Genomic DNA, 18920 nt, shown 5'->3' on the forward strand with positions numbered 1-18920 from the left:
CCCATGCAGACGACCAAGCACCCCTATGAGTTCCTGGTGCGCTGGGACCGCAACGGCCACCTTGCCGGCGCGCACGCGCAGTTTCGCTATGTGACGCGGGGCGACGACGGTGCCTTCGCCGGCGAGTTCGTCAGCCCCGCCGAGCCGGTAGCCGTGGCCGGGGCGTCCGGCTTTCCGCTCGCCGACCTCCTGTCGGAGGTGCAGGCGTCCGCGCTCGCCGCGCTGGAGACCGCCCGCGCCGATCTGGAGGCCGCCCGCGCCGAAATCGCCGAGTTGCGCGCTCAACACGGCACGCCACCGGCCACCTAGCCGAGCGGCCAACCAGCCCCTGTCCGCCCCCACGGAGCAGATCATGCCTCACCGAGCCATTGCAGATTTCACCACGGCCGCCGCGGCAGGTACCGCACCGTGGTGGCTGACGCTCGTCAATTACGGATACCAGAGCGTCATGGCCGTCGGGGCGCTTGCTCTCCTCATCCTGCGCATCGCCATTGCATGGCGGGAATGGCGCGCCACCAGAGAAAGGTACAGCACCGATGAATAGGACGGAAACCCAGCCCCACGTCTCCGTGGTCGAGCTGGTGAAAAATCGCGAAGACCTGGAATTGGACGCCTATCAGTGTCCGGCCGGGATATGGACGATCGGCTACGGCCACACGCGCAACGTCGCGCCCGGCGACCGGATAACTGCGGAACGCGCCGAACAGCTGCTGATCGACGACTTGCGGGAAGCCCAGACGATTGTGGAGCGGGCCGTAAAAGCGCCTCTCGACGCCTGCCAGCTGGCCGCGCTCGCGTCCTTCGTCTTCAACGTCGGTTCGGGGCGGAAAGGCGAGAAAGACGGGTTCGTCACGTTGAAGAACGGTCAACCGTCGACGATGCTGCGCAAGCTGAACGCGGGCGACTACCAGGGAGCCGCCGAGGAGTTCGGCAAGTGGAATAAGGCGAAGGGCCGCGTGATGGCCGGGCTTGTGATCCGCCGCCGGATGGAGCGCCTGCTGTTTGAGGGCTGCGACTGGCGCGCCGCCCTGGAACCGGAGCGCATGCCCCAGGCCGTGGATGCGCCGGCCGAGATGAAGCCGCTGGCCAAGTCGACCACCGCGCAGGCGGCGGCGGGCATCGGTGTGGTCAGCGTGGCCAGTGCGGCGGTGCAGGCGATTGCACCGGCGGCGCAGATGGCGCAGCAGGTGCAGGATGCCGCGCGCCAAGCCCAGGACATCATGGCCCAGGTCCATCAGGCGCAGAACCAGGTGCAAGATGCGGTCGCTGGGGTGAAGCAAATGACGGCCATCGCCCCCGTCGCAAGCGCGATCGTGGGCGTGTCGCTCGCGGTTTTCGTGCTGTATCGGCTGTGGCGCGACCGGCATCCGGCCCAGGCGTGACGTCCTATCGGCCGGATTCGCGGGGGTGATCGTCCAAGAGAATTTCCGTCAGAGAAACGCAGAAATCAGTGGGTTCTTGGACGCATGCCGTCTGACAACCCATTGATTTTTCTGGAGCAACACGAATTCGTAATCAGTAGGTCCGGGGTTCAAATCCCTGTTGCGGCACCACTCTAAGGCCCTGGAAGGGAAACCTTCCGGGGCCTTTCCATGTCCGGGCTCCGGGTTTGACCACGGGTGTCCGCCGGCCCGCGTCAACCGCTTTATCGCACAGCCTAAGCAAACTCCCGGCTTGCGTCGGGGGATGTGCCCTTTCAATAATCCGGCCTTCCCGACCGGGCGTCCGACAGGGCGCCGCGGCCGGCATCCTATTTTCTGAAACGAGGACTTTTTCCATGCGCGCCTTCGACGGCCAGCATTCCGACAACGTCGCCATCAAGCGCACGCGGGAGCAGAAGCAGCTCCAGCTCCAGCAGTTGAAGGAGCAGCTCGCCACGCTGAAGTCCCACGCGGCTCCGGCGATCCGCGAGGCGTTGGTGAAGCGCATCGCCGAGTTGGACGCCGAACTGCGCCAACCCCCGAAGCCCCCCCGTGAAGGCAGGGGCGAGGGCCGGGGTGAAGGTCGCGGCGACGGTCCGCGCGGCCCCCGTGGGGAAGGGCGCCGTGAGGGCGGCTTCCGCAGCGACGGTCCCCGTGGCGAGGGCCGTGGAGAGGGTCGCGGCGATGGCCCGCGCGGCGAGGGCGCGCGCAGCCCCTTCGCCTCGCCGCGCCGGCGCGGCTGAGCGCCCGTGAGCAACCGTTCGGGCGATCGTTCATGAGTGGGAACGCCGCAGCGCCGGCCGGACGCCGCCTGATCGACCAGGCGTGGCTCCTGATGATGTTGCCGCCCCTCTTCTGGGCCAGCAACGCCGTCCTGGGCCGCGCCGTGGCCGGCGAGGTGCCGCCGGTCGGCCTCGCCTTCTGGCGCTGGACGCTGGGCGTGCTGCTGGTGCTGCCGCTGGCGTGGCGGCACCTGCGGCAGGACCTGCCGGCCCTGCTGGCGCAGTGGAAGGTGGTGGGCCTGCTGTCCCTGCTGGGCATCGCGGTCTTCAACACCTTCCTCTATGTCGGGCTGCACACCACCACGGCGCTGAACGCCGTGATGATGCAGTCCTCCATGCCCGTGCTGATCGTGCTGATGAGCCTCGCCCTGTTCGGCGATCGCGTGTCGGCGGTGCAGGCGCTGGGCATCGCGGTGTCGCTGGCGGGGGCCTCCACCCTGATCGCGCGCGGCGACCCCGCGGTGCTGCTGGGGCTGCAGCTGAACGCGGGCGACCTGTGGATCTTCGCGGCGGTGCTGAGCTACGCGGCCTACACCGCGCTGCTGCGCCGACGGCCGGCGGTGCACGCCTTCAGCTTCATCGTCGCGACCTTCGCGGGCGGGATGCTGATGCTGCTGCCCTTCTATCTGTGGGAGTCCTTCGGCGGGCATCCCATGCCGCTCAGCACAACGGCGATGGGGGCGGTCGTCTATGTGGCGCTGTTCCCGTCGATCCTCGCCTATCTGTGCTTCAACCGCTCGGTCGCGCTGGTCGGGGCCAACACGGCGGGGCTGGCGATCCACCTGATCCCGGTGTTCGGCAGCCTGCTTGCCATCCTGTTCCTGGGCGAGCAGCCGCACCTCTACCACGCCGTCGGCATCGGGCTGATCGCCGTCGGCATCGTCCTGGCGACGCGTCGTCGGGGGTGACGGGGCGTGACCAGCGGGAGGCGGGCGCACGCGGCATTTGACGCGCCGCCTGCGCCCCCCGACAATGCGACCATGCGCATCGCGACCACTCTTTGGCGCCCGTCCTACTGGACGGCGGCGCTGCTGCTGGGGACGGCCCTCGCCGTGCCGCCGCTGCCGTCCGCCCGGGCGGAGGCGGTGCGGCTCGGCCCGAACCCGAGCGAGTGCGAAATCCAGGCCGCCCTGCTGGGCTCCAGCGGAGCCGGTTGCCCGCCGGTCCTGCTGAAGCGGCCGCCGCCCCCGCTCCCCTCGCCGGAGCCGGCCACGGCGATCGTCACCCTCCCCACTCCGGTCCAGAAGCCGGCCCAGCCGGCGCCGGAGGTGGTGACGCAGACCGACCGGACGACGACCACCGGAACGACCTCCGCCGCCGTGGCCCTCAGCGCCGCTTTCCGCATCGGCTTCGACTTCAACTCCGCGCGCATCCGGCCGGAATCGCGGGCGGTGCTCGACCGCGTCGGCGCGGTGATGGCGGGGCCGGAGGCCGGCAACACCCGCTTCCGCGTGGTCGGCCACACCGACGCGGTCGGCAGCGACGCCGCCAACCTCGCCTTGTCGCAGCGCCGGGCCAAGGCGGTGGTGGACTATCTGGTGGAGCATCACCGCATCCCGAACGACCGGCTGGACGCCGCCGGCCTGGGCGCGCGGGAGTTGCTGGTCCCCGCCGACCCCAGGGCGGCGGAGAACCGCCGCGTGGAGATCATCAATCTGGGCGGGTGACGCACAGACCGCCGGTGGTCCCGTCGATCAGTCGTCGAAGAAATAGCTCCCCCGGGTCAACTGGTCGGCCCGCACGCCGGGCATCTCGATGCGGTGCCCGCCGGCCTGCACCACCGCCGTGCCATTTTTCTCGCTCACCGTCACGTCGTCGAAGCGGAGGCCACGGCCGTCGTGGAACTCCACGCTGTCCTGGCCGGGCCGGAAATCGGTGATCGTCGCGTCCTGGTTCGGGGCCGTGAAGACGAACAGGTCGCGCCCGCCCTTTCCCGTCATGGTCTGCTGGTCCCGCCCCGCCAGGATTGCGTCGCCCGCCGGCCCGCCGACGAGATCGTCGCTGCCGTCGGTGCCGACCAGAAGCTGCGGCGCGTCGGGATGTTCGGACTCGGTGCCCGCCTTGTGCCGGTCGAAGTAGGTGAACACGTCGTTCTGCAGGTAGGTCGTGTCGGTGTTGCGCTCGATGATGTCGGCCAGCGTCGTGCCCTGGATGGCCTTCAGCGTTTCCGCGTCGAAGCCCTGGTTCTGGTACCAGAGCCGGTCGCCGTCGCGCAGGGCTTCGAACTGGTCGGCGATGATCGCCGCGAAGGTCGGCCCGACGACCCCGCCGGACACATGGTTTTCCGAAATGCCCCCGGTCCACAGGTCGACGCTGTCCACGATACCGAAGGCGTCCTTCAGGGCCGCGGCCGTGGCCTTGTCGTTCGTGATCTGGTCGAAGCTCGTGTAGGGCTTCAGCCCCAGCGCGGCGCGCGCCTGGTTGAGCGTCGGCAGGCCCAGGTCGCGCCCCCGCTGGATGTTGATGGCGGCGAGATCCTGGGCGACCGGCGGATCGAACAGAAAGTTCCGCAGGTCGTCGACGATCCGCGCGTCCATCGCCTGCGACAGGTCCGACCCGAGATGGCGCAGGAAGCCGTCGGCGCCGGAATCGGCCGCGAAGCTCTTCGGGTCCATGAAGAAGGCGTCGCGAAGCTCCAGCGCCGGGCCGTCCACCTCGCCGTCGTTTCCCAGCCTTTCCGTTTCCGCCGAGACCATGGAATGGCCGAAGCGGTAGGCGGCCCCGGCAAATTCAACGGAAATGCGCGGATCGGCTGTCGGGTCGTAGCCCTTGTAGGCCGACAGGGCGTTGGGGCCGAGCAGGTGCGGCAGGAATTCGTCGTGCGTGACGTGCTCGATCTCCGCCGTGACGATGGCGCGGGCGCGGTCGTAGAGCTGGTCGCCCGAAAGCTTCGGGTCGTCCTTGCGCAGCCGCTCGACCTGATGGTTGTGCTCGCGCACGAACAGCGTCTGGAGCGACGTCAGCGAGGCGTTCTCCGCCGCGCGGACGTCGCCGGCCGCATAGGCGCCACCGACGATGGGCAGGTTGCCGCCGGCCGATGTCTTCATCCGCCCGTCCGACAGGCGCAGGCTGTCCGCGGTCTTGGCGTCCGAGCCGTAGACCATGGACGCGTCCTCCCACCCCGTAACCGTGTTGGTCGCGGTGGCGGGATTGTCGGGGCCGGTGCCCGTGCCCTTCGCGGTCACCGCCCGCGTCATGGCGATCGTGCTGCCCGACGGAAGGTCGGGATCGCCCTTGGGCACCGTGACGCCGAATTTGGTCTTGCCGTCCGACGCCATCAGGTCGAGGTCGTGGTCGATGAACTGCCCCCAGGCGTACATCATCCCGGACAGCCCTTCCCGGTTCGCGACGGCGGCATCCCCCTGCCCCACGACCATGTTGCTGATCATGCGGGGGTTGGGGCCGTCAACCGGGACCGAGACGCCGTCGTCGAAACGCGCGTCCATGCTGCGGGCGAGGGCCGAACCCGGCGTGTTCAGGCCGGGTTCCGACCGGCTGTTCTTCGAGCCGTCGATCGTGCGGAATTCCATGGCGTGCTCCTCCAGGGCTCCTCTTCGGGCATCCCTTCGGGCGAGCATGGAAAACGACGAACGTCGGCGGGGCCACACTCAGGCCAAGGAAGCTCCTTCAGCCCCGTGGTCCGAGACATCAAGAACGAAGAGAGGCGGTTGCGAGCGCTGCCTGCTCTGCAAGGAAAGATGATGGGATGGAAGGAAGGAAGAAATCGAGCGGGCAGCCATACGTCGAGCGGGACATCGGTGGTGATCCGATGTCATCTGGCTGGGCACCATAGGGCTCGACTCCGTCCTGGTCTCGCCCTCATTCGGCATGTTGACGGCGCATGTGGGAGAGGCCCCTGCCTGGACAGGCAGGCGGCATGCCCCTTAAGGACCACATGAATGTCCCGGTACTTTGGACCGATGCCGTTCAATTTTTAAAGCGGCGGACAGCCTCATCGGCGCTGGGTTTAGTCGTTCTGTGCGGTCTGCCAAGGGCAACCACTCTTCCGTTCCGTCATCCCCGCGAAGGCGGGGATCCAGACCGATCAAGCAGTGAGACGCGAAGCCTTCTGGATCCCCGCCTTCGCGGGGATGACGATGGAGAGGCGACAGAAGCCCGGTTCGGTCGCACACCGGTTTATCCTACCGCCTTTGAAGGAACAGCCCCTTACCCCTCCAGATCCTCCCAGCCCCAGCGGGTCCAGGCGCCGTCGAACAGGGCGGGGACGCGGCTGGCGCGGGGCAGGCCGCAGCAGGTCACCAGCGACGGCGCGACGCGCCCTCCGCCCCGGCTCCACCACAGGCTGGCGAGCGGTGGCAGGGGGCCGAGCAGTTCCTCCACCACCTCGGCCAGCATGGGGTCGGCGTCCTCCACGTCGGGGCGGCCGAGGATCGCCATGCGGGCGGGCAAGGCCTCCACGTCGGCGCCGGCGTGGCAGGCGTCCTCGGCGACCGCCTCGGCGCGGGCGAACCACTCGATGCAGGCGGCTGGCACGGTGGCGAGGTCCATGTCGCCCGGCAGCGCCGTCACGATGGTGAAGGGGTAGTGGCGCCCCACCCGGTCGGCGCTGGGCATCAGGATTCCGGCCAGCGGCGCGTCCCCGCACAGCCCCGCCGACAGGGCGAAGCGCCAGACCGGCGCCTGCAGGAACAGCCCCGCCCAGGAGGTGCCCAGGTGCCGGAGCGCGCTGTCCAGCATCGCCGACAGCCAGGCGTCCCAGGGCAGCAGCACCCCGCGCGGCAGGCCGTAGCCGACGAAGTCGCCACGCGCCGGCACCTTGCCATGAAACCCGACCGCGAAACCCGCGCTCATGGGGCCGTCGAAGCGGGGGAAGTCGAAGGGGGGGACGGCGGAGTCGCGGAGGAACCGCCGGGCGCCGGGGACGGCTGGCCGGTCGGCTGGGGCTGGCTCAGCACCTCCACCACGCGGGCGACCAGCGCCTCGTCCATCGGAACCGGCGCGAAGCCGACCTCGAACAGGGCCGCCAGATGGTCGCCCAGCGCGCGGCGCCGGTCCTCATGGGCCGGGCCGGCCAGCGTGCGCTGCCAGTCGGCAGCCAGCCATTCCGCCAGGAAGGGCGGGTTCATCGCCTCCTCCCCGCCGATCATCCGGTAGGCGTGCAGCGCCAGCCGCAGCAGGTCGCGCCGCGCCCAGCTGGTGCGCAGCTGTTCCTCCAGCCGCAGCACGATGCGCGACAGGAAGACGCTGCGCAGCGCCCGGCGGTAGGCGTCCTCCGCCGGGGAGCCGATGGCCTCCCCCTTGGAGAGCCCGCCCGCCATAGCGACCGACGGCCAGGATCCGCGCGCCGTCCAGCCGCCGGGCAGCGCGCGCAGCGCGTCCAGGGCGGGCAGCACGGCGGCGAAGTCGGAATCCTCCACGCGGGTCAGCGAGCGGCCGGCGGAATCGAGCGCCCGGATGCGGTCCTCCGCCTGGGCGACGGCGGCTTCGGCGCTCACCAGCAAGGCGCTGTTGGCGCGGTAGCTGTTCAGCCAGAACAGGCCCAGCGCCAGCCCGGCCGCCACGGCGCCGCCCACCGCCCAGGCATCGCGGCGGTGGCGCGTGCGTTCCAGCGCGCGGTCCACGCCGACCATGTTCGCCTCGGGGAACACCACGTCGGGCAGCACCCGTTCCAGGAAGAAGGTCTGCGCCGAATCCTCGCCCGACGCGCCGTACTGGGTGGCGCTGGTCAGGTAGATGCCGCGCAGCAGCGGGGTTTCCTCCTCCGCCTCCGCCGCGAAGGCGGTGTCGACGAGGTCGGCCAGCGCCGGTTCGAACTCCGCCAGCCGCAGGGGGAAGGCGAAGGCCTCGCTGCGGCGCTGGATGTCCGGCTCCTGGTGCAGGCGTTCCGGGATCCATTCGTCGAGCCGGCGCAGCAGGGCCGCGAACTCCGCGTGGAAGGCGGCGAGTGGCCCCTGCCCCGTCGGCGCGCCCTTCTCCTGGGCTGGACCCTGGGCTGGGAAGGTCATGCCCCAGACCTGGGCGCGCTCCCCCCGGTCCAGCGGGTCGAAGAAGGTGGAGAAGCCGTCCACGAGGTCGGCCTTGGTGCACAGCAAATAAACCGGCACCCGCAGGCCGAGGTGCCCGCGCAGCTCCGCAAGGCGCTGGCGAATGGTGATGGCGTGGTTGTGCCGCTCCTCGTCGCTCCAGACCGCAAGGTCGGTCAGGCTGATGGTCAGCAGCACGCCGTTCACCGGCTGGCGCGGCCGATGCTCCTTCAGCAGGTCGAGCAGGCCGGACCACACCCGCCCGTCCACGGCGCGGCGGCTGTCCTGTGTGGTGTAGCGCCCGGCGGTGTCGATCAGCACGGCGTGGTCGGTGAACCACCAGTCGCAGTTTCGCGTACCGCCCAGGTTCTGCACCGGCATGCCGTCCACCCCGGCCCCCAGCGCCGCGCCCAGCCGCGCGTTGGCCAGCGCCGTCGTCTTGCCGGAGCCGGGCGCCCCGATCACCAGATACCAGGGCAGCTGGTACAGGTACCGCCCGCCCCAGCGCGCGCCGAAGCGCTGCGTCTTCAGCTGGCCCAGCACGGCGTCCAGCCGCTCGCGCACCGTGCCCAGCTCTTCCAGGGAGGCCTTCAGTTCCGGATCGCGCGAGGCGGCCAGCGCCTCCACGAGGCGGGCGTTGGCCGCGGCTTCGCGCTGGTCCTCGCGGCGGTTCAGCAGCAGCCAGACGACGAGCGCCAGCAGCGCCGGCAGCAGCCGCACGGGCGCCCCCGTCAGCCCCAGCAGCGGCGTCACCGACCAGCCGAGCAGACCCACCGACAGGGCGACGGCCAGCGTGGCGCCCCAGCGCAGACGCGGCGTGATGGCCGCCGCGGCGTTCGGGCGCCGGCGGCGCGGGCCGTTGACCGGCGGTGTCTGCTTTTGCGTGTCGCGGCGGAACGGGAGGCGTGGGCGGATGGGGGGGCGCATGAGTCCGGCCCTATTCCGGGTAGAGCCGGACATCGACGCGCCGGTTGGCGCCCCGGTTGACCGGCGAGGTGTTGGGGGCGACCGGCTCGCGGTCGCCGTGCCCTTCGGAGGACAGGCGCGCCGGGCCGACCGTGCGTTCCAGGATCTTGCGCACCGCCAGCGCCCGCGCCTCGGTCAGCGCCTGCGGCGTGGCGAGCGGCCCGCTGTTCGGCGTCTGGTCGTCGGTGTGGCCGACCACCACGACGCGCCCGGCCTCGGGACCCAGCGCCTGCCCGACGCGGTCCACCACGGCGCGGTAGCGCGCCTTGATCTGGTCGCTGCCGGTGGGGAACATGCCCGCCCCCTCGACCCGGATGACCAGCGCCCCGTCGTCGCCGGCCAGCACCGCCACGGCGCCGGAGCGGATTTCCGGCTGCAACAGGCTGGTGATGCGCGCGGCCAGCGCCGGCCCGGCGTTGGGCGGGGGCGGCGGGGCGGCGCGGACGATCTCGATGGGCCGGTCGGGCAGCAGGGCGCCCAGCCGCGCCACCACCGGCTCCGCCCGCTCGGTCAGCGACACGTTCAGCTCCACATAGAGGCCGCCGAGCAGCGCCGCGACGCCCACCGCCGCCAGCCAGGGCGGCATCACGAAGCCCAGCGGCCGGAACCGCTCCGCCACGCCGCGCCAGTGGGGCGACAGGCCGCGTTCCCGCTCCCCGCGCAGGCGGCGCAGCACGCGGTACAGCTCGTCCCGCAAGTGGGCGAGGTCGTGGGCGCCGCGCGGCTTGTCGCGGAACTTGCCCTCGAAGCCCAGCGACAGGCAGGCGTAGAACAGCTCCAGCTCCAGCCGGTGCAGGCGCGGGTCGCTGAGCATGGTGTCGAGAAGGTCGAAGAAGCGGTCCGGCCCGCCGGCCTCGCGGTCCACGGCGGCGATCAGCCCTTCCCGCGCCCAGCGGCAGCGCGCTCCCCAGGGGGTCGCCCGCACCACATCATCGAGCGTGATGCACAGCGCGAAGCGGGCGACGCGCACCTCCTCCGGCGGCAGGCCGGCGGCGGCGGCTTCCTCCTCGAACCCGCGCAGGTCGGCGAGGATCCGGTCGCGCAGGCTTTCCGCGTCCTCCACGCTGACCCGCTCGCGCAGCCGGGACGCGAGGTCGAGCAGCGGCCCCGCCGCGGCCAGCAGCGGGTTCACCGCCCCGCGCAGCCGCGCCGGCAGAACCGGCGCCGCCTCCGCCGCCTCGCGCGCGGCCGGGCCGGCGGCCAGGAAGGCCGGCAGCGCGCGCAGCCCCACATCCGGCGCCCCCACATCCGGCGCAAAGTCCGGAGCCATCTCCGGAGCGATTCCGCGCCCCAGGGAGCCCTCGCCGTCCTGCACGGTCGCCTCGCCGAAGCGCTCGTCCGTCCCCATGCCCGTGCCGCCGCCCTATATGTTGAAAGACCCGTTCCCGTCACCCGTTCCCAAAAGAGGTATAGCAGGCCCGGCCGGGGGAAGAAATCCAAGGGACCACCCCGGCGGCAAGAATCCCGCCTAAAATTGCGCAAAAGGCCGGATTGTCACAGCACGGCACCCGGAAACCCGTCAAAGGAAGCACCCATGCAGATCGAGGAGGAGACTCACGGCGGCGTCACCGTCCTGCGCGCCGCCGGCCGCATCGACAGCGCCAGCGCCCGCGCCTTCGAGGCCCGGCTGGTCGCCGCGGTGGAGCCCGGCCCGATTAAGCTGGTGCTCGACCTCGGCGGGGTGACGCTGCTGACCTCGGCGGGGTTGCGGTCGCTGCTGAAGGCGGCCAAGCGCGCCAAGCCGGCGGGCAGCCGCATCGTGCTGGCCGCCATCCCGGCCCCGGTGCGCGGGGTGTTCGACGCCAGCGGCTTTTCCTCCCTGTTCGAGAGTCACGCCACCACCGACGCCGCCGTCGCCGCGCTCAGCCGGTAAGCGCCTCAAGCCGCCTCTTGGGGGCCTCAGTCCATGTTGCGGAGGCTGGAGTCGTAGAGCTGCTGCGCCAGGATGATCTTCACCAGGGCATCGACCGTCACGCTCATGTAGCGCGCCCGCCGCTCCAGCCTCTTGTAGACGTCGAGCGGCAGTTCCAGGGTGACGTTGACCCTGCTGGCGTGGGGATAGTCCGACATCGCCCCCTCCCTCTCCATCGGACCGGGTCGTTGTACGGTAAATCAGGCCCCCCACACGGTCCATGGCGCACACCGCGAGGCGCTTTGCGCCGTTGCGCCGCGCGGCTCCCCCTATTTGGAGAAGCGCACTTCTGACCCCTCGCCCATCTCCGATGGGAGAGGGAGGGACCCGCGCCAACGGCGCGGGAGGGTGAGGGCAAGGTCAGCCCGAGAATCCTGATGAAGCATAGGAAGGATTTTCGGCTAAACCTTGCCCTCACCCTCCCATGGCTCCGCCATGGGCTCCTCCCTCTCCCAGCGGGGCTGGGCGAGGGGAAAGAGTCCCCAATTTGCTCAGCCGCCATGCGCCGGCTGCATGGTCCCGACGACCTCCGCCAGGATCTCGTAAGACCGCAGCCGCGCCGCGTGGTCGAAAATGGCCGAGGCCACCATCACCTCGTCGGCTCCCGTCCGCTCCACGAAGGCCGCCAGTTCCCGCCGGATGGTGTCCGGCGACCCGACGAAGGAGCAGGACAGCATGTTGGAGGCCTGCGCCTTTTCCATCGGCGACCAGTAGCTTTCCATGTCGTCGATGGGCGGCGGCAGTTGCCCGCGCGTGCCGCGCACCAGATTGGCGAAGCTCTGCTGGGCCGAGGTAAACAGCCGGCGCGCCGCCGCGTCCGTTTCCGCCGCGAACACGTTCACCCCGACCATCGCGTGGGGCCGGTCGAGCTGTGCGGAGGGGTTGAAGCCGGCCCGGTAGACCTCCAGCGCGTGCATCAGCGCGTCCGGCGCGAAGTGCGAGGCGAAGGCGTAGGGCAGCCCGAGGTGGGCGGCCAACTGCGCGCCGAACAGGCTGGACCCCAGGATCCACAACGGCACGTTCGTTCCCGTGCCCGGAACCGCCTGCACCCGCTGGCCGGGCTGGAGCGGGCCGAACAGGGCCTGCAGCTCCAGCACGTCGTGGGGGAAGTTCTCGGCCACCGACGGGTCGCGGCGCAGGGCGCGCAGGGTCAGCTGGTCGGTGCCGGGCGCCCGCCCCAGGCCGAGGTCGATGCGGCCGGGGAACAGCGATTCCAGCGTGCCGAACTGCTCCGCGATCACCAGCGGGGAATGGTTCGGCAGCATGATCCCGCCGGCGCCGACGCGCATGGTGGTCGTCGCGGCGGCGACCTGCCCGATCACCACCGACGTGGCGGCGCTGGCGATGCCGACCATGTTGTGATGCTCGGCCAGCCAGTAGCGGCGGTAGCCCCACCGCTCCGCGTGCCGGGCGAGGTCGATGGTGTTGCGCAGCGCGTCCCCCGGCGTGCTGCCCTTCGGCACGGGTGCCAGATCCAAGACCGAGATGGGGACGGAGAAGGGCGGGAAGCCGGTGTGGTCGGAAGCCATGAGAACGCTCACTCACTCAAAATGATCGATGGTGTCCTGCACCGTCCTGGGCAGGTCCGCCCCCTCCGGTTCGAACCGCAGGGACACGGAGTTGATGCAGAAGCGCATGCCGGTCGGCGGCGGCCCGTCCGGGAAGACGTGGCCCTGGTGTCCGCCGCAGCGCGCGCACAGCGTCTCCACGCGGACCATGCCGTAGCTGTTGTCCTGCACCAGCTTCAGGTGCGCCTTGTCGTAGGGGGCCGTGAAGCTGGGCCAGCCGGTGCCGGATTCGAACTTGGTGTCGGCCCGGAACAGCGGCAGCCCGCACAGGCGGCAGCCGTAGGTCCCCGGCTCCTTGTTGTTCAGCAGGCCCCCGCAGAAGGGCGCCTCCGTCCCGTGGCGAAGCAGCACCTCGCGCTCCTCCCCGGTCAGCCGCGATTCCAGCGTGCGGCGCTGCTCCGCCGTGGGCGGCGTCAGGTCGAAGCCGGAGGGGGACGTCCGCGCGGACTCAGCCGGCGTTTGGGATGGCGTCGTCATGGGTGGGGTCCTTTCGGCGACGGTTTGGCCCGATGATATCGGCCCCTAGATATCGGTCATGTCGAGCCGGATGACACCCGTCGCCCGTTCGCTATCATCAATGCATGGATGGAATGTGCAGTGATGGAATGGGCAGTGACGGAATGGAGAGAGAGCCCGGTCATGAGTGATGTCGAGAGCAACTGGCTGGACCTGACGGTGTCCGACGGGCACGGCTTCCGCGCCTTCGAGGCGCGGCCCCGCGGCCCCGAGAAAGGGCGGCTTCTGGTGATCCAGGAAATTTTCGGCGTGAACCGCCACATCCGCAACGTCTGCGAGGGCTACGCCGCCGCCGGCTACCACGCGCTCGCCCCCGCCCTGTTCGACCGGGTGGAGCGCGGCGTGGAACTGGCCTACGACGAGCCCGGCATCGCGCGGGGCCGCAGCCTGAAAGGCGCGGTCCCCATGGAGAACGCGCTGGCGGACACGGAGGCCGCGCTGCTCCATCTGGGCGGGGCCGGTTCGGCGGCCATCGTCGGCTATTGCTGGGGCGGCTCCATCGCCTGGATGGCGGCGGCCCGCCTGCCCGTGCGCGCCGCCATCGGCTATTACGGCGGCGAGATCGGCAACCGCCTGAACGAGACCCCGCGCGCCCCGGTCCTGCTGCATTTCGGCGAACAGGACCACGCGATCCCGCTGTCGGTGGCCGAAGGCGTACGCCGGCACCACCCCAGCGCCATCGTCCACACCTACGCGGCCGGCCACGGCTTCAACTGCGACGAACGCGGCGGCTACGACGCGGAAAGCGCAGCCGTGGCACGGGCGCGGTCGCTGGGGCTGCTGGCCGCGGTGTTCTGAGTGTCGCAAAGCCCCTCGCCCATCTCCGATGGGAGAGGGAGGGACCCATCGCTTCGCGATGGGAGGGTGAGGGCAAGGTTTTCCCGAGAGTCCTGAAAAACGCGAACGTATGATTCTCGGGCCAACCTTGCCCTCACCCTTCCCATGGCTGCGCCATGGGCTCCTTCCCTCTCCCGCTGAAAGCGGGAGAGGGGATCCCCCCTTACGTGGCGACGTCCGGCTTGGTCCGGCCGGTGTGGCGTTCGATGCCCGCCAGTTCGGCGGCGAGCGCGGCGAGGTCCTTCAGGGCGTCGGCGGCGTCCAGGCCATGCGCGCCGCCGACGGGCTCGTACCGCTCGAAATAGACGCGCAGGGTGGCGCCCGACGTGCCGGTGCCGGACAGGCGGTAGACGATGCGGGCGCCGTCCTCGAAGGCGACGCGCAGGCCCTGCCGCTCCGACCGGCTGCCGTCCACCGGGTCGGTGTAGGAGAACTCGTCGGCGGAGGCCACCTTGCGGCCGCCCGCGACGGTGCCGGCCAGGGCGGGCAGGCGGGCGCGCAGGTCGGCGATCAGGGCGTCGGCGGCCTCCTGCGGGATGGCCTCGTAATCGTGGCGGCCGTAGTAGGTGCGCCCGTAGGCGCCCCAATGCTCGGCCATCAGCTCCGCCACCGACAGGCCGCGGGCGGCCAGGATGTTGAGCCACATCAGCACGGCCCACAGCCCGTCCTTCTCCCGCACATGGTCGGAGCCGGTGCCGAAGCTCTCCTCCCCGCACAGGTTGATGCGGCCGGCGTCGAGCAGCGTGCCGAAGAACTTCCAGCCCGTCGGCGTCTCATAGCAGGGGATGCCCAGCTTCTCCGCCACGCGGTCGGTCGCCCGGCTGGTCGGCATGGAACGCGCGACCCCCGTCAGCCCGCCCTTGAAGGCCGGCACATGGTGGGCGTTGGCGGCCAGCACGGCGAGGCTGTCGCTGGGCGAGACGAAGACGTTGCGGCCCAGGATCATGTTGCGGTCGCCGTCGCCGTCGGACGCGGCGCCGAAGTCCGGCGCGTCCGCCCCGGTCAGCCGGGCCACCAGCTCCGCCGCGTGGGCAAGGTTCGGGTCCGGGTGGTGGCCGCCGAAATCCTCCAGCGGCGTGCCGTTCATGACGGTGCCGGCCGGCGCGCCCAGCCGCCGCTCCAGGATCTCCGTGGCGTAGGGGCCGGTGACCGCGTGCATGGCGTCGAACACCATGCGGAATCCCGACGCGAACAGCGCGCGGATGGCCGCCATGTCGAACAGCGACTCCATCAGCTCCGCATAGTCGGCGACCGGGTCGATCACCTCCACCGCCATGGCGCCGAGCGACACCTCGCCCACGCGGTCGAGGTCCAGGTCCGGAGCCTCAATGGTCTTGTACTCGGAAATGACCTTGGAGCGGGCGAAGAAGGCGTCGGTCAGCGATTCCGGCGCCGGGCCGCCGTTGGCGGCGTTGAACTTCACGCCGAAGTCGCCGTCCGGGCCGCCGGGATTGTGGCTGGCCGACAGGACGACGCCGCCGATGGCGCGGCGCTTGCGGATGACGCAGGACGCGGCCGGCGTGGACAGGATGCCGCCCCGCCCGACGACCACCCGCCCCACCCCGTTGGCGGCAGCCATGCGCAGGATGGTCTGGACGGCCGTCCGGTTGTGATACCGCCCGTCGCCCCCGACCACGAGCGTCGCGCCCGCCAGCCCGTCCACGCAATCGAAGATCGACTGGACGAAATTCTCCAGGTAGCGCGGCTGCTCGAACGTCTTCACGGCCTTGCGCAGACCCGAGGTGCCGGGCTTCTGGCCTTCGAAGGGGGTGGTCGGACGGGTGACGGGAAGCACGGGCTGTCCTTTCGTGATCAAGTCTGCCGCGAACACCATGCCGCAGGCGGTTCATGGCGAAAAGGCCCTAACCGCCGGCAGCACCGTACGGGCGGCGCCGTACGGGCATCAACAGGCCGGCACCCGCCTTGGGTTCATCACCCGAAAGACATCCCGCGCGGCGGTCAGGAAGCGGCGGTGGCGGGCGCGGTCAGCGGCATCCGGATGAGGAAGCGTGTGCCGGCGGCCCCTTCGGGGCAGTCAACGCCGGGGCACTCCACGTCGATGCGCCCGCCCAGGCGCGAGGTCACCAGATTGAAGACGATGTGCAGGCCGAGCCCGGTGTTCCCGGCGCTGCGCCGGGTGGTGAAGAAGGGGTCGAAGATCTTGGTCCGGTTCGCGGCCGGGATGCCGCGCCCGTCGTCGCTGAAGGACAGCGCCACCGTGTTCTCGTCCGGCATCGACACGGCGATCCGCAGCGTTCCGCACTGACCGGGGTCGTAGGCGTGGTCCACCGCGTTCATGGCGAGGTTCGTCACCACCTGCCCCAGCGCGCCGGGATAGGAGTCCAGGACGATCCCCTCCGGGCAGTCGACGGTCAGGCTGTGGCCGGCCTTGCGCAGGGCGGGGGCGAGGCTGTTCGCCAGCTCGTCCAGGCAGGACCGCAGCTCGAACGGGCGGCGGTCGTCGGCCACCTGATCGGCGGCGACCTGCTTGAAGCTCTGCACCAGCCCGGCCGCCCGCGTCACATGGGTGTGCAGCAGGGCGCTGGTCTCGCGGGCGACGACCAGATAGTTGGCAAGGTCGCTCTTGCGCATCGGCCCGTCCGCCATCCGCCGCCCCAGCTGGGCCGTCTCGTCGCCCAGATGCGTGGTCGCCAGCAGCGCGATGCCGAGCGGCGTGTTGATCTCGTGCGCGACCCCGGCGACCAGATGGGCCAGCGCCGCCATCTTCTCGGCCTGGATCAGCTGCGCCTGCGCGGCCTTCAGGCGCTCGTGGGCCAGCCGCTCGCTCTCCAGCGCGGCGGAGAGCATCCGCGTCTGCTCCGCCAGATGCGCGTTCGTCACCGACAGCGTCAGCGCCGCGCGCCGCGCCGCGGCGGACCAGTGGCTGAACAGCTGCCACGCGGCGTAGAAGGCGAACAGGACGATGATGGACATCACCCAGTACATCCCCTGCGCCGATTCGGCCAGCGCCGCCGCCGCGGTCGCGACGGCGCCAGGGTCGCCCGTTCCGGCCGCCGTTTCGAAGGCGAGGACGTTCAGCCGCACCGAGAAATACAGGAAGGCCAGAACCCCCACGAGGATCGTCGCCCCGCCGAGCATCGTCCAGGACCCGCGCTCCCCCTCCGCCGCCGCCCAGCTCCGGCCGGCGCGCCAGCGCGCCAGGGCCGGGCTGAACGCCCACAGCAGCGGCGCCACGATGGTAAGGTTCTGGAGGAAGGCGCCCAGCCACCAGCCCTGCCAGATGGGCAGAACGTCGCGGATGCCCACGCCGTTGGTCATGATCCAGATGATCGATCCGGCGGAGCCGAACACCGCGCTGACGAAGGACAGCACGACGTAGACGATCACCGCGTTGGCGCTTCGCAAGTCGTAGGGGATGGGAACCGCGCGGTAGCCGATGGCGAAGACCGCCAGCCCCAGCGGATCGGCGAAGGCGAACAGCAGCGACCACGGCGCCGGCATGCCGGAATAGAGCGCCAGCGCCAGCGTGGACAGATAGGCCGGCAGAAACCCCCACCAGAATCCGAACCACAGCACCCACAGCGTTGCGAAGATCAGCGGCGGGTAGAGGGTGGCGTACACGTCCACACCCGCGAAACGGATCGGCAGCCCCGACCAGCCCAGCGTGATCGACGCGAGCCCGAGCCCGACGCTGGCCGCGAGCGTGCACAGCCACGCCGCCAGGACGAGCAGCCGGTCACGCGCCCCGCCGTTGCGCCAGAACAGGCGGAACGCCGCCGGCCGATACACCGGGCGATACACCGCGCCGGTCCGCGCCGCGGAGTTGGACGCTTCCTGGGAGGGTTCCGGACGGGCGGCGGATGCGAGGGAGTGCGTGGCCATGGCGAAGCGCCGCCGATTCTGCCCCGAAGCCCAGCCCTTAGCCAGCAAATTGTTCGAATGTGGAACTGAATACTCCAGTAGGACGATGGGACGATTCGCCGCGCCCGGCGGTGGCCAAAAGGGCACCTCGGGCGTTACTGCAACGCCCCTCCGGGAAAGACGTTCGGAGGGCGGGTCGGACCGGAGGCTGGCGATGGTGATCGTGCGGCGGGGGTGGGGCATCGTCGTCGATGCCGTGCGCGGCTGGATGAACGACGACGCGATGAGCCTGGGCGCCGCCATCGCCTTCTACACCATCTTTTCCCTGGCGCCGATGGCGATCCTGGTCATCGCCCTGGCCGGGCTGGTGTTCGGGGACGAGGCGGCCCGGGGCGCCCTGGTGGGGCAGCTCGCCACGCTGGTCGGCGAGGACGCCGGGAAGACCGTGCAGGACCTGATCGCCCGCGCCGGCAGCCATGGCCGCAGCGTCTGGGCGAGCGCTATCGGCATCGGAACGATCGTCGTCGGCGCGACCACCGTGTTCGCAGAGCTGCAAACCGCGCTGAACCGCGTCTGGAAGGCGGCGCCCCCGGCGGAGTCCACCATCACATGGCTGGTGGCGGTGCGGCTGAAAGCGCTGGCGCTGATCGGGGCGATCGGCTTCCTGCTGGTCGTGTCGCTGGTCGTCAGCGCGGCACTCGCCGCCTTCGGCACCTGGGCCGCCCACTATCTCCCCGCCCTGCCAACGCTGCTGTGGCTGTTCGACGTCACGACCTCCTGGATCGTGCTGACGGTGCTGTTCGCGCTGATCTACCGCATCCTGCCCGACACCCGCATCCCCTGGCGGGACGTCTGGCTGGGCGCCGGCGTCACGGCCTTCCTGTTCGCCGTGGGCAAGTTCCTGATCGGCTTTTATCTCGGCACCAGCGGCGTGGCGACCGTCTATGGGGCGGCGGGCTCGTTCGTCCTGATCCTGCTTTGGGTGTACTATTCGGCCGCCATCTTCCTGTTCGGGGCCGAGCTGACGCGCGCCTATTCCGAACAGGTCGGCAGCCGGGCCGGCGCCGGCCGCGGGCGACGCACGCAGGAGTAGCGGGCGGACGAAAAGCCGA

General features: G+C 70.6%; 18 protein-coding genes. 9 read left to right on the forward strand and 9 right to left on the reverse strand.

Annotated elements, in window-relative coordinates; genetic code table 11:
• The first annotated feature begins 3 nt into the window (after window positions 1–3).
• From ACSVC7_RS24120 to ACSVC7_RS24145, 6 genes are all read left to right on the forward strand, one after another.
• Window positions 4–309 (forward strand): hypothetical protein, encoded by a 306-nt coding sequence (locus tag ACSVC7_RS24120; RefSeq protein ID WP_448207295.1) that lies wholly within the window; start codon window positions 4–6, stop codon window positions 307–309.
• Window positions 310–352: 43 nt separating this feature from the next.
• Window positions 353–544 (forward strand): hypothetical protein, encoded by a 192-nt coding sequence (locus ACSVC7_RS24125; protein WP_448207296.1) that lies wholly within the window; start codon window positions 353–355, stop codon window positions 542–544.
• Window positions 537–1382, forward strand: coding sequence for a lysozyme (locus ACSVC7_RS24130; RefSeq protein WP_448207297.1), 846 nt, complete (start codon window positions 537–539; stop codon window positions 1380–1382). The genes ACSVC7_RS24125 and ACSVC7_RS24130 overlap by 8 nt, the downstream gene beginning before the upstream one ends.
• 395 nt (window positions 1383–1777) lie before the next feature.
• Entirely contained in the window at window positions 1778–2164 is a 387-nt protein-coding gene (locus tag ACSVC7_RS24135) for a hypothetical protein (protein WP_448207298.1), read from the forward strand.
• Window positions 2165–2196: 32 nt separating this feature from the next.
• Window positions 2197–3111 carry a DMT family transporter gene (locus ACSVC7_RS24140; protein WP_448207299.1) on the forward strand — a complete coding sequence of 305 codons (915 nt, stop codon included), beginning with the start codon at window positions 2197–2199 and terminating at the stop codon, window positions 3109–3111.
• Between the two features lie 72 nt (window positions 3112–3183).
• Entirely contained in the window at window positions 3184–3870 is a 687-nt protein-coding gene (locus ACSVC7_RS24145) for an OmpA family protein (RefSeq protein ID WP_448207300.1), read from the forward strand.
• Window positions 3871–3897: 27 nt separating this feature from the next.
• Here the strand turns inward: ACSVC7_RS24145 and ACSVC7_RS24150 are convergent, their stop codons facing one another.
• From ACSVC7_RS24150 to icmH, 4 genes are all read right to left on the reverse strand, one after another.
• Window positions 3898–5733, reverse strand: a complete 1836-nt coding sequence (locus ACSVC7_RS24150) for a peroxidase family protein (RefSeq protein ID WP_448207301.1) — start codon at window positions 5731–5733, stop codon at window positions 3898–3900.
• A gap of 637 nt (window positions 5734–6370) precedes the next feature.
• On the reverse strand, window positions 6371–7015 hold the full coding sequence (gene tagF, locus ACSVC7_RS24155) for a type VI secretion system-associated protein TagF (protein ID WP_448207302.1): 645 nt from the start codon (window positions 7013–7015) through the stop codon (window positions 6371–6373).
• Window positions 7012–9114 (reverse strand): type VI secretion system membrane subunit TssM, encoded by a 2103-nt coding sequence (gene tssM, locus ACSVC7_RS24160; protein ID WP_448207303.1) that lies wholly within the window; start codon window positions 9112–9114, stop codon window positions 7012–7014. The genes tagF and tssM overlap by 4 nt, the downstream gene beginning before the upstream one ends.
• Before the next feature lie 10 nt (window positions 9115–9124).
• Window positions 9125–10501 carry a type IVB secretion system protein IcmH/DotU gene (gene icmH, locus ACSVC7_RS24165; protein WP_448207304.1) on the reverse strand — a complete coding sequence of 459 codons (1377 nt, stop codon included), beginning with the start codon at window positions 10499–10501 and terminating at the stop codon, window positions 9125–9127.
• Window positions 10502–10687: 186 nt separating this feature from the next.
• Here icmH and ACSVC7_RS24170 point away from each other — a divergent pair, with 186 nt between their 5' ends.
• Entirely contained in the window at window positions 10688–11026 is a 339-nt protein-coding gene (locus ACSVC7_RS24170) for an STAS domain-containing protein (RefSeq protein WP_448207305.1), read from the forward strand.
• A gap of 26 nt (window positions 11027–11052) precedes the next feature.
• On the opposite strand, the gene ACSVC7_RS24175 is transcribed toward ACSVC7_RS24170, so the two are convergent.
• The 3 genes from ACSVC7_RS24175 to msrB form a co-directional block, all read right to left on the reverse strand.
• Window positions 11053–11223, reverse strand: a complete 171-nt coding sequence (locus ACSVC7_RS24175) for a hypothetical protein (RefSeq protein ID WP_448207306.1) — start codon at window positions 11221–11223, stop codon at window positions 11053–11055.
• A 333-nt stretch (window positions 11224–11556) separates the two neighbouring features.
• Window positions 11557–12594 (reverse strand): LLM class flavin-dependent oxidoreductase, encoded by a 1038-nt coding sequence (locus ACSVC7_RS24180; RefSeq protein WP_448207307.1) that lies wholly within the window; start codon window positions 12592–12594, stop codon window positions 11557–11559.
• Between the two features lie 12 nt (window positions 12595–12606).
• Window positions 12607–13110, reverse strand: a complete 504-nt coding sequence (gene msrB / locus ACSVC7_RS24185; RefSeq protein ID WP_448207308.1) for a peptide-methionine (R)-S-oxide reductase MsrB — start codon at window positions 13108–13110, stop codon at window positions 12607–12609.
• 162 nt (window positions 13111–13272) lie between these two features.
• On the opposite strand from msrB, the gene ACSVC7_RS24190 reads away from it, so the two are divergent.
• On the forward strand, window positions 13273–13947 hold the full coding sequence (locus ACSVC7_RS24190; protein ID WP_448207309.1) for a dienelactone hydrolase family protein: 675 nt from the start codon (window positions 13273–13275) through the stop codon (window positions 13945–13947).
• A 202-nt stretch (window positions 13948–14149) separates the two neighbouring features.
• On the opposite strand, the gene ACSVC7_RS24195 is transcribed toward ACSVC7_RS24190, so the two are convergent.
• Together ACSVC7_RS24195 and ACSVC7_RS24200 are read right to left on the reverse strand one after the other, a co-directional pair.
• On the reverse strand, window positions 14150–15781 hold the full coding sequence (locus ACSVC7_RS24195; RefSeq protein WP_448207310.1) for an alpha-D-glucose phosphate-specific phosphoglucomutase: 1632 nt from the start codon (window positions 15779–15781) through the stop codon (window positions 14150–14152).
• A gap of 164 nt (window positions 15782–15945) precedes the next feature.
• On the reverse strand, window positions 15946–17829 hold the full coding sequence (locus tag ACSVC7_RS24200) for a sensor histidine kinase (protein WP_448207311.1): 1884 nt from the start codon (window positions 17827–17829) through the stop codon (window positions 15946–15948).
• Window positions 17830–18022: 193 nt separating this feature from the next.
• Here ACSVC7_RS24200 and ACSVC7_RS24205 point away from each other — a divergent pair, with 193 nt between their 5' ends.
• Window positions 18023–18901, forward strand: a complete 879-nt coding sequence (locus tag ACSVC7_RS24205) for a YihY/virulence factor BrkB family protein (RefSeq protein ID WP_448207312.1) — start codon at window positions 18023–18025, stop codon at window positions 18899–18901.
• The last annotated feature ends 19 nt before the right edge of the window (window positions 18902–18920 follow it).

The sequence above is a fragment of the Azospirillum mesophilum genome (genome assembly GCF_053470405.2).

Coding starts and splice junctions, on each gene's coding strand:
- ACSVC7_RS24170 (WP_448207305.1), top strand. CDS start 10,688: ATGCAGATCGAGGAGGAGACTCACGGCGGCGTCACCGTCCTGCGCGCC.
- icmH (WP_448207304.1), bottom strand. CDS start 10,501: ATGGGGACGGACGAGCGCTTCGGCGAGGCGACCGTGCAGGACGGCGAG.
- ACSVC7_RS24190 (WP_448207309.1), top strand. CDS start 13,273: ATGAGTGATGTCGAGAGCAACTGGCTGGACCTGACGGTGTCCGACGGG.
- ACSVC7_RS24125 (WP_448207296.1), top strand. CDS start 353: ATGCCTCACCGAGCCATTGCAGATTTCACCACGGCCGCCGCGGCAGGT.
- tssM (WP_448207303.1), bottom strand. CDS start 9,114: ATGCGCCCCCCCATCCGCCCACGCCTCCCGTTCCGCCGCGACACGCAA.
- ACSVC7_RS24180 (WP_448207307.1), bottom strand. CDS start 12,594: ATGGCTTCCGACCACACCGGCTTCCCGCCCTTCTCCGTCCCCATCTCG.
- ACSVC7_RS24145 (WP_448207300.1), top strand. CDS start 3,184: ATGCGCATCGCGACCACTCTTTGGCGCCCGTCCTACTGGACGGCGGCG.
- ACSVC7_RS24200 (WP_448207311.1), bottom strand. CDS start 17,829: ATGGCCACGCACTCCCTCGCATCCGCCGCCCGTCCGGAACCCTCCCAG.
- tagF (WP_448207302.1), bottom strand. CDS start 7,015: ATGAGCGCGGGTTTCGCGGTCGGGTTTCATGGCAAGGTGCCGGCGCGT.
- ACSVC7_RS24175 (WP_448207306.1), bottom strand. CDS start 11,223: ATGTCGGACTATCCCCACGCCAGCAGGGTCAACGTCACCCTGGAACTG.
- ACSVC7_RS24130 (WP_448207297.1), top strand. CDS start 537: ATGAATAGGACGGAAACCCAGCCCCACGTCTCCGTGGTCGAGCTGGTG.
- msrB (WP_448207308.1), bottom strand. CDS start 13,110: ATGACGACGCCATCCCAAACGCCGGCTGAGTCCGCGCGGACGTCCCCC.
- ACSVC7_RS24150 (WP_448207301.1), bottom strand. CDS start 5,733: ATGGAATTCCGCACGATCGACGGCTCGAAGAACAGCCGGTCGGAACCC.
- ACSVC7_RS24135 (WP_448207298.1), top strand. CDS start 1,778: ATGCGCGCCTTCGACGGCCAGCATTCCGACAACGTCGCCATCAAGCGC.
- ACSVC7_RS24120 (WP_448207295.1), top strand. CDS start 4: ATGCAGACGACCAAGCACCCCTATGAGTTCCTGGTGCGCTGGGACCGC.
- ACSVC7_RS24205 (WP_448207312.1), top strand. CDS start 18,023: ATGGTGATCGTGCGGCGGGGGTGGGGCATCGTCGTCGATGCCGTGCGC.
- ACSVC7_RS24140 (WP_448207299.1), top strand. CDS start 2,197: ATGAGTGGGAACGCCGCAGCGCCGGCCGGACGCCGCCTGATCGACCAG.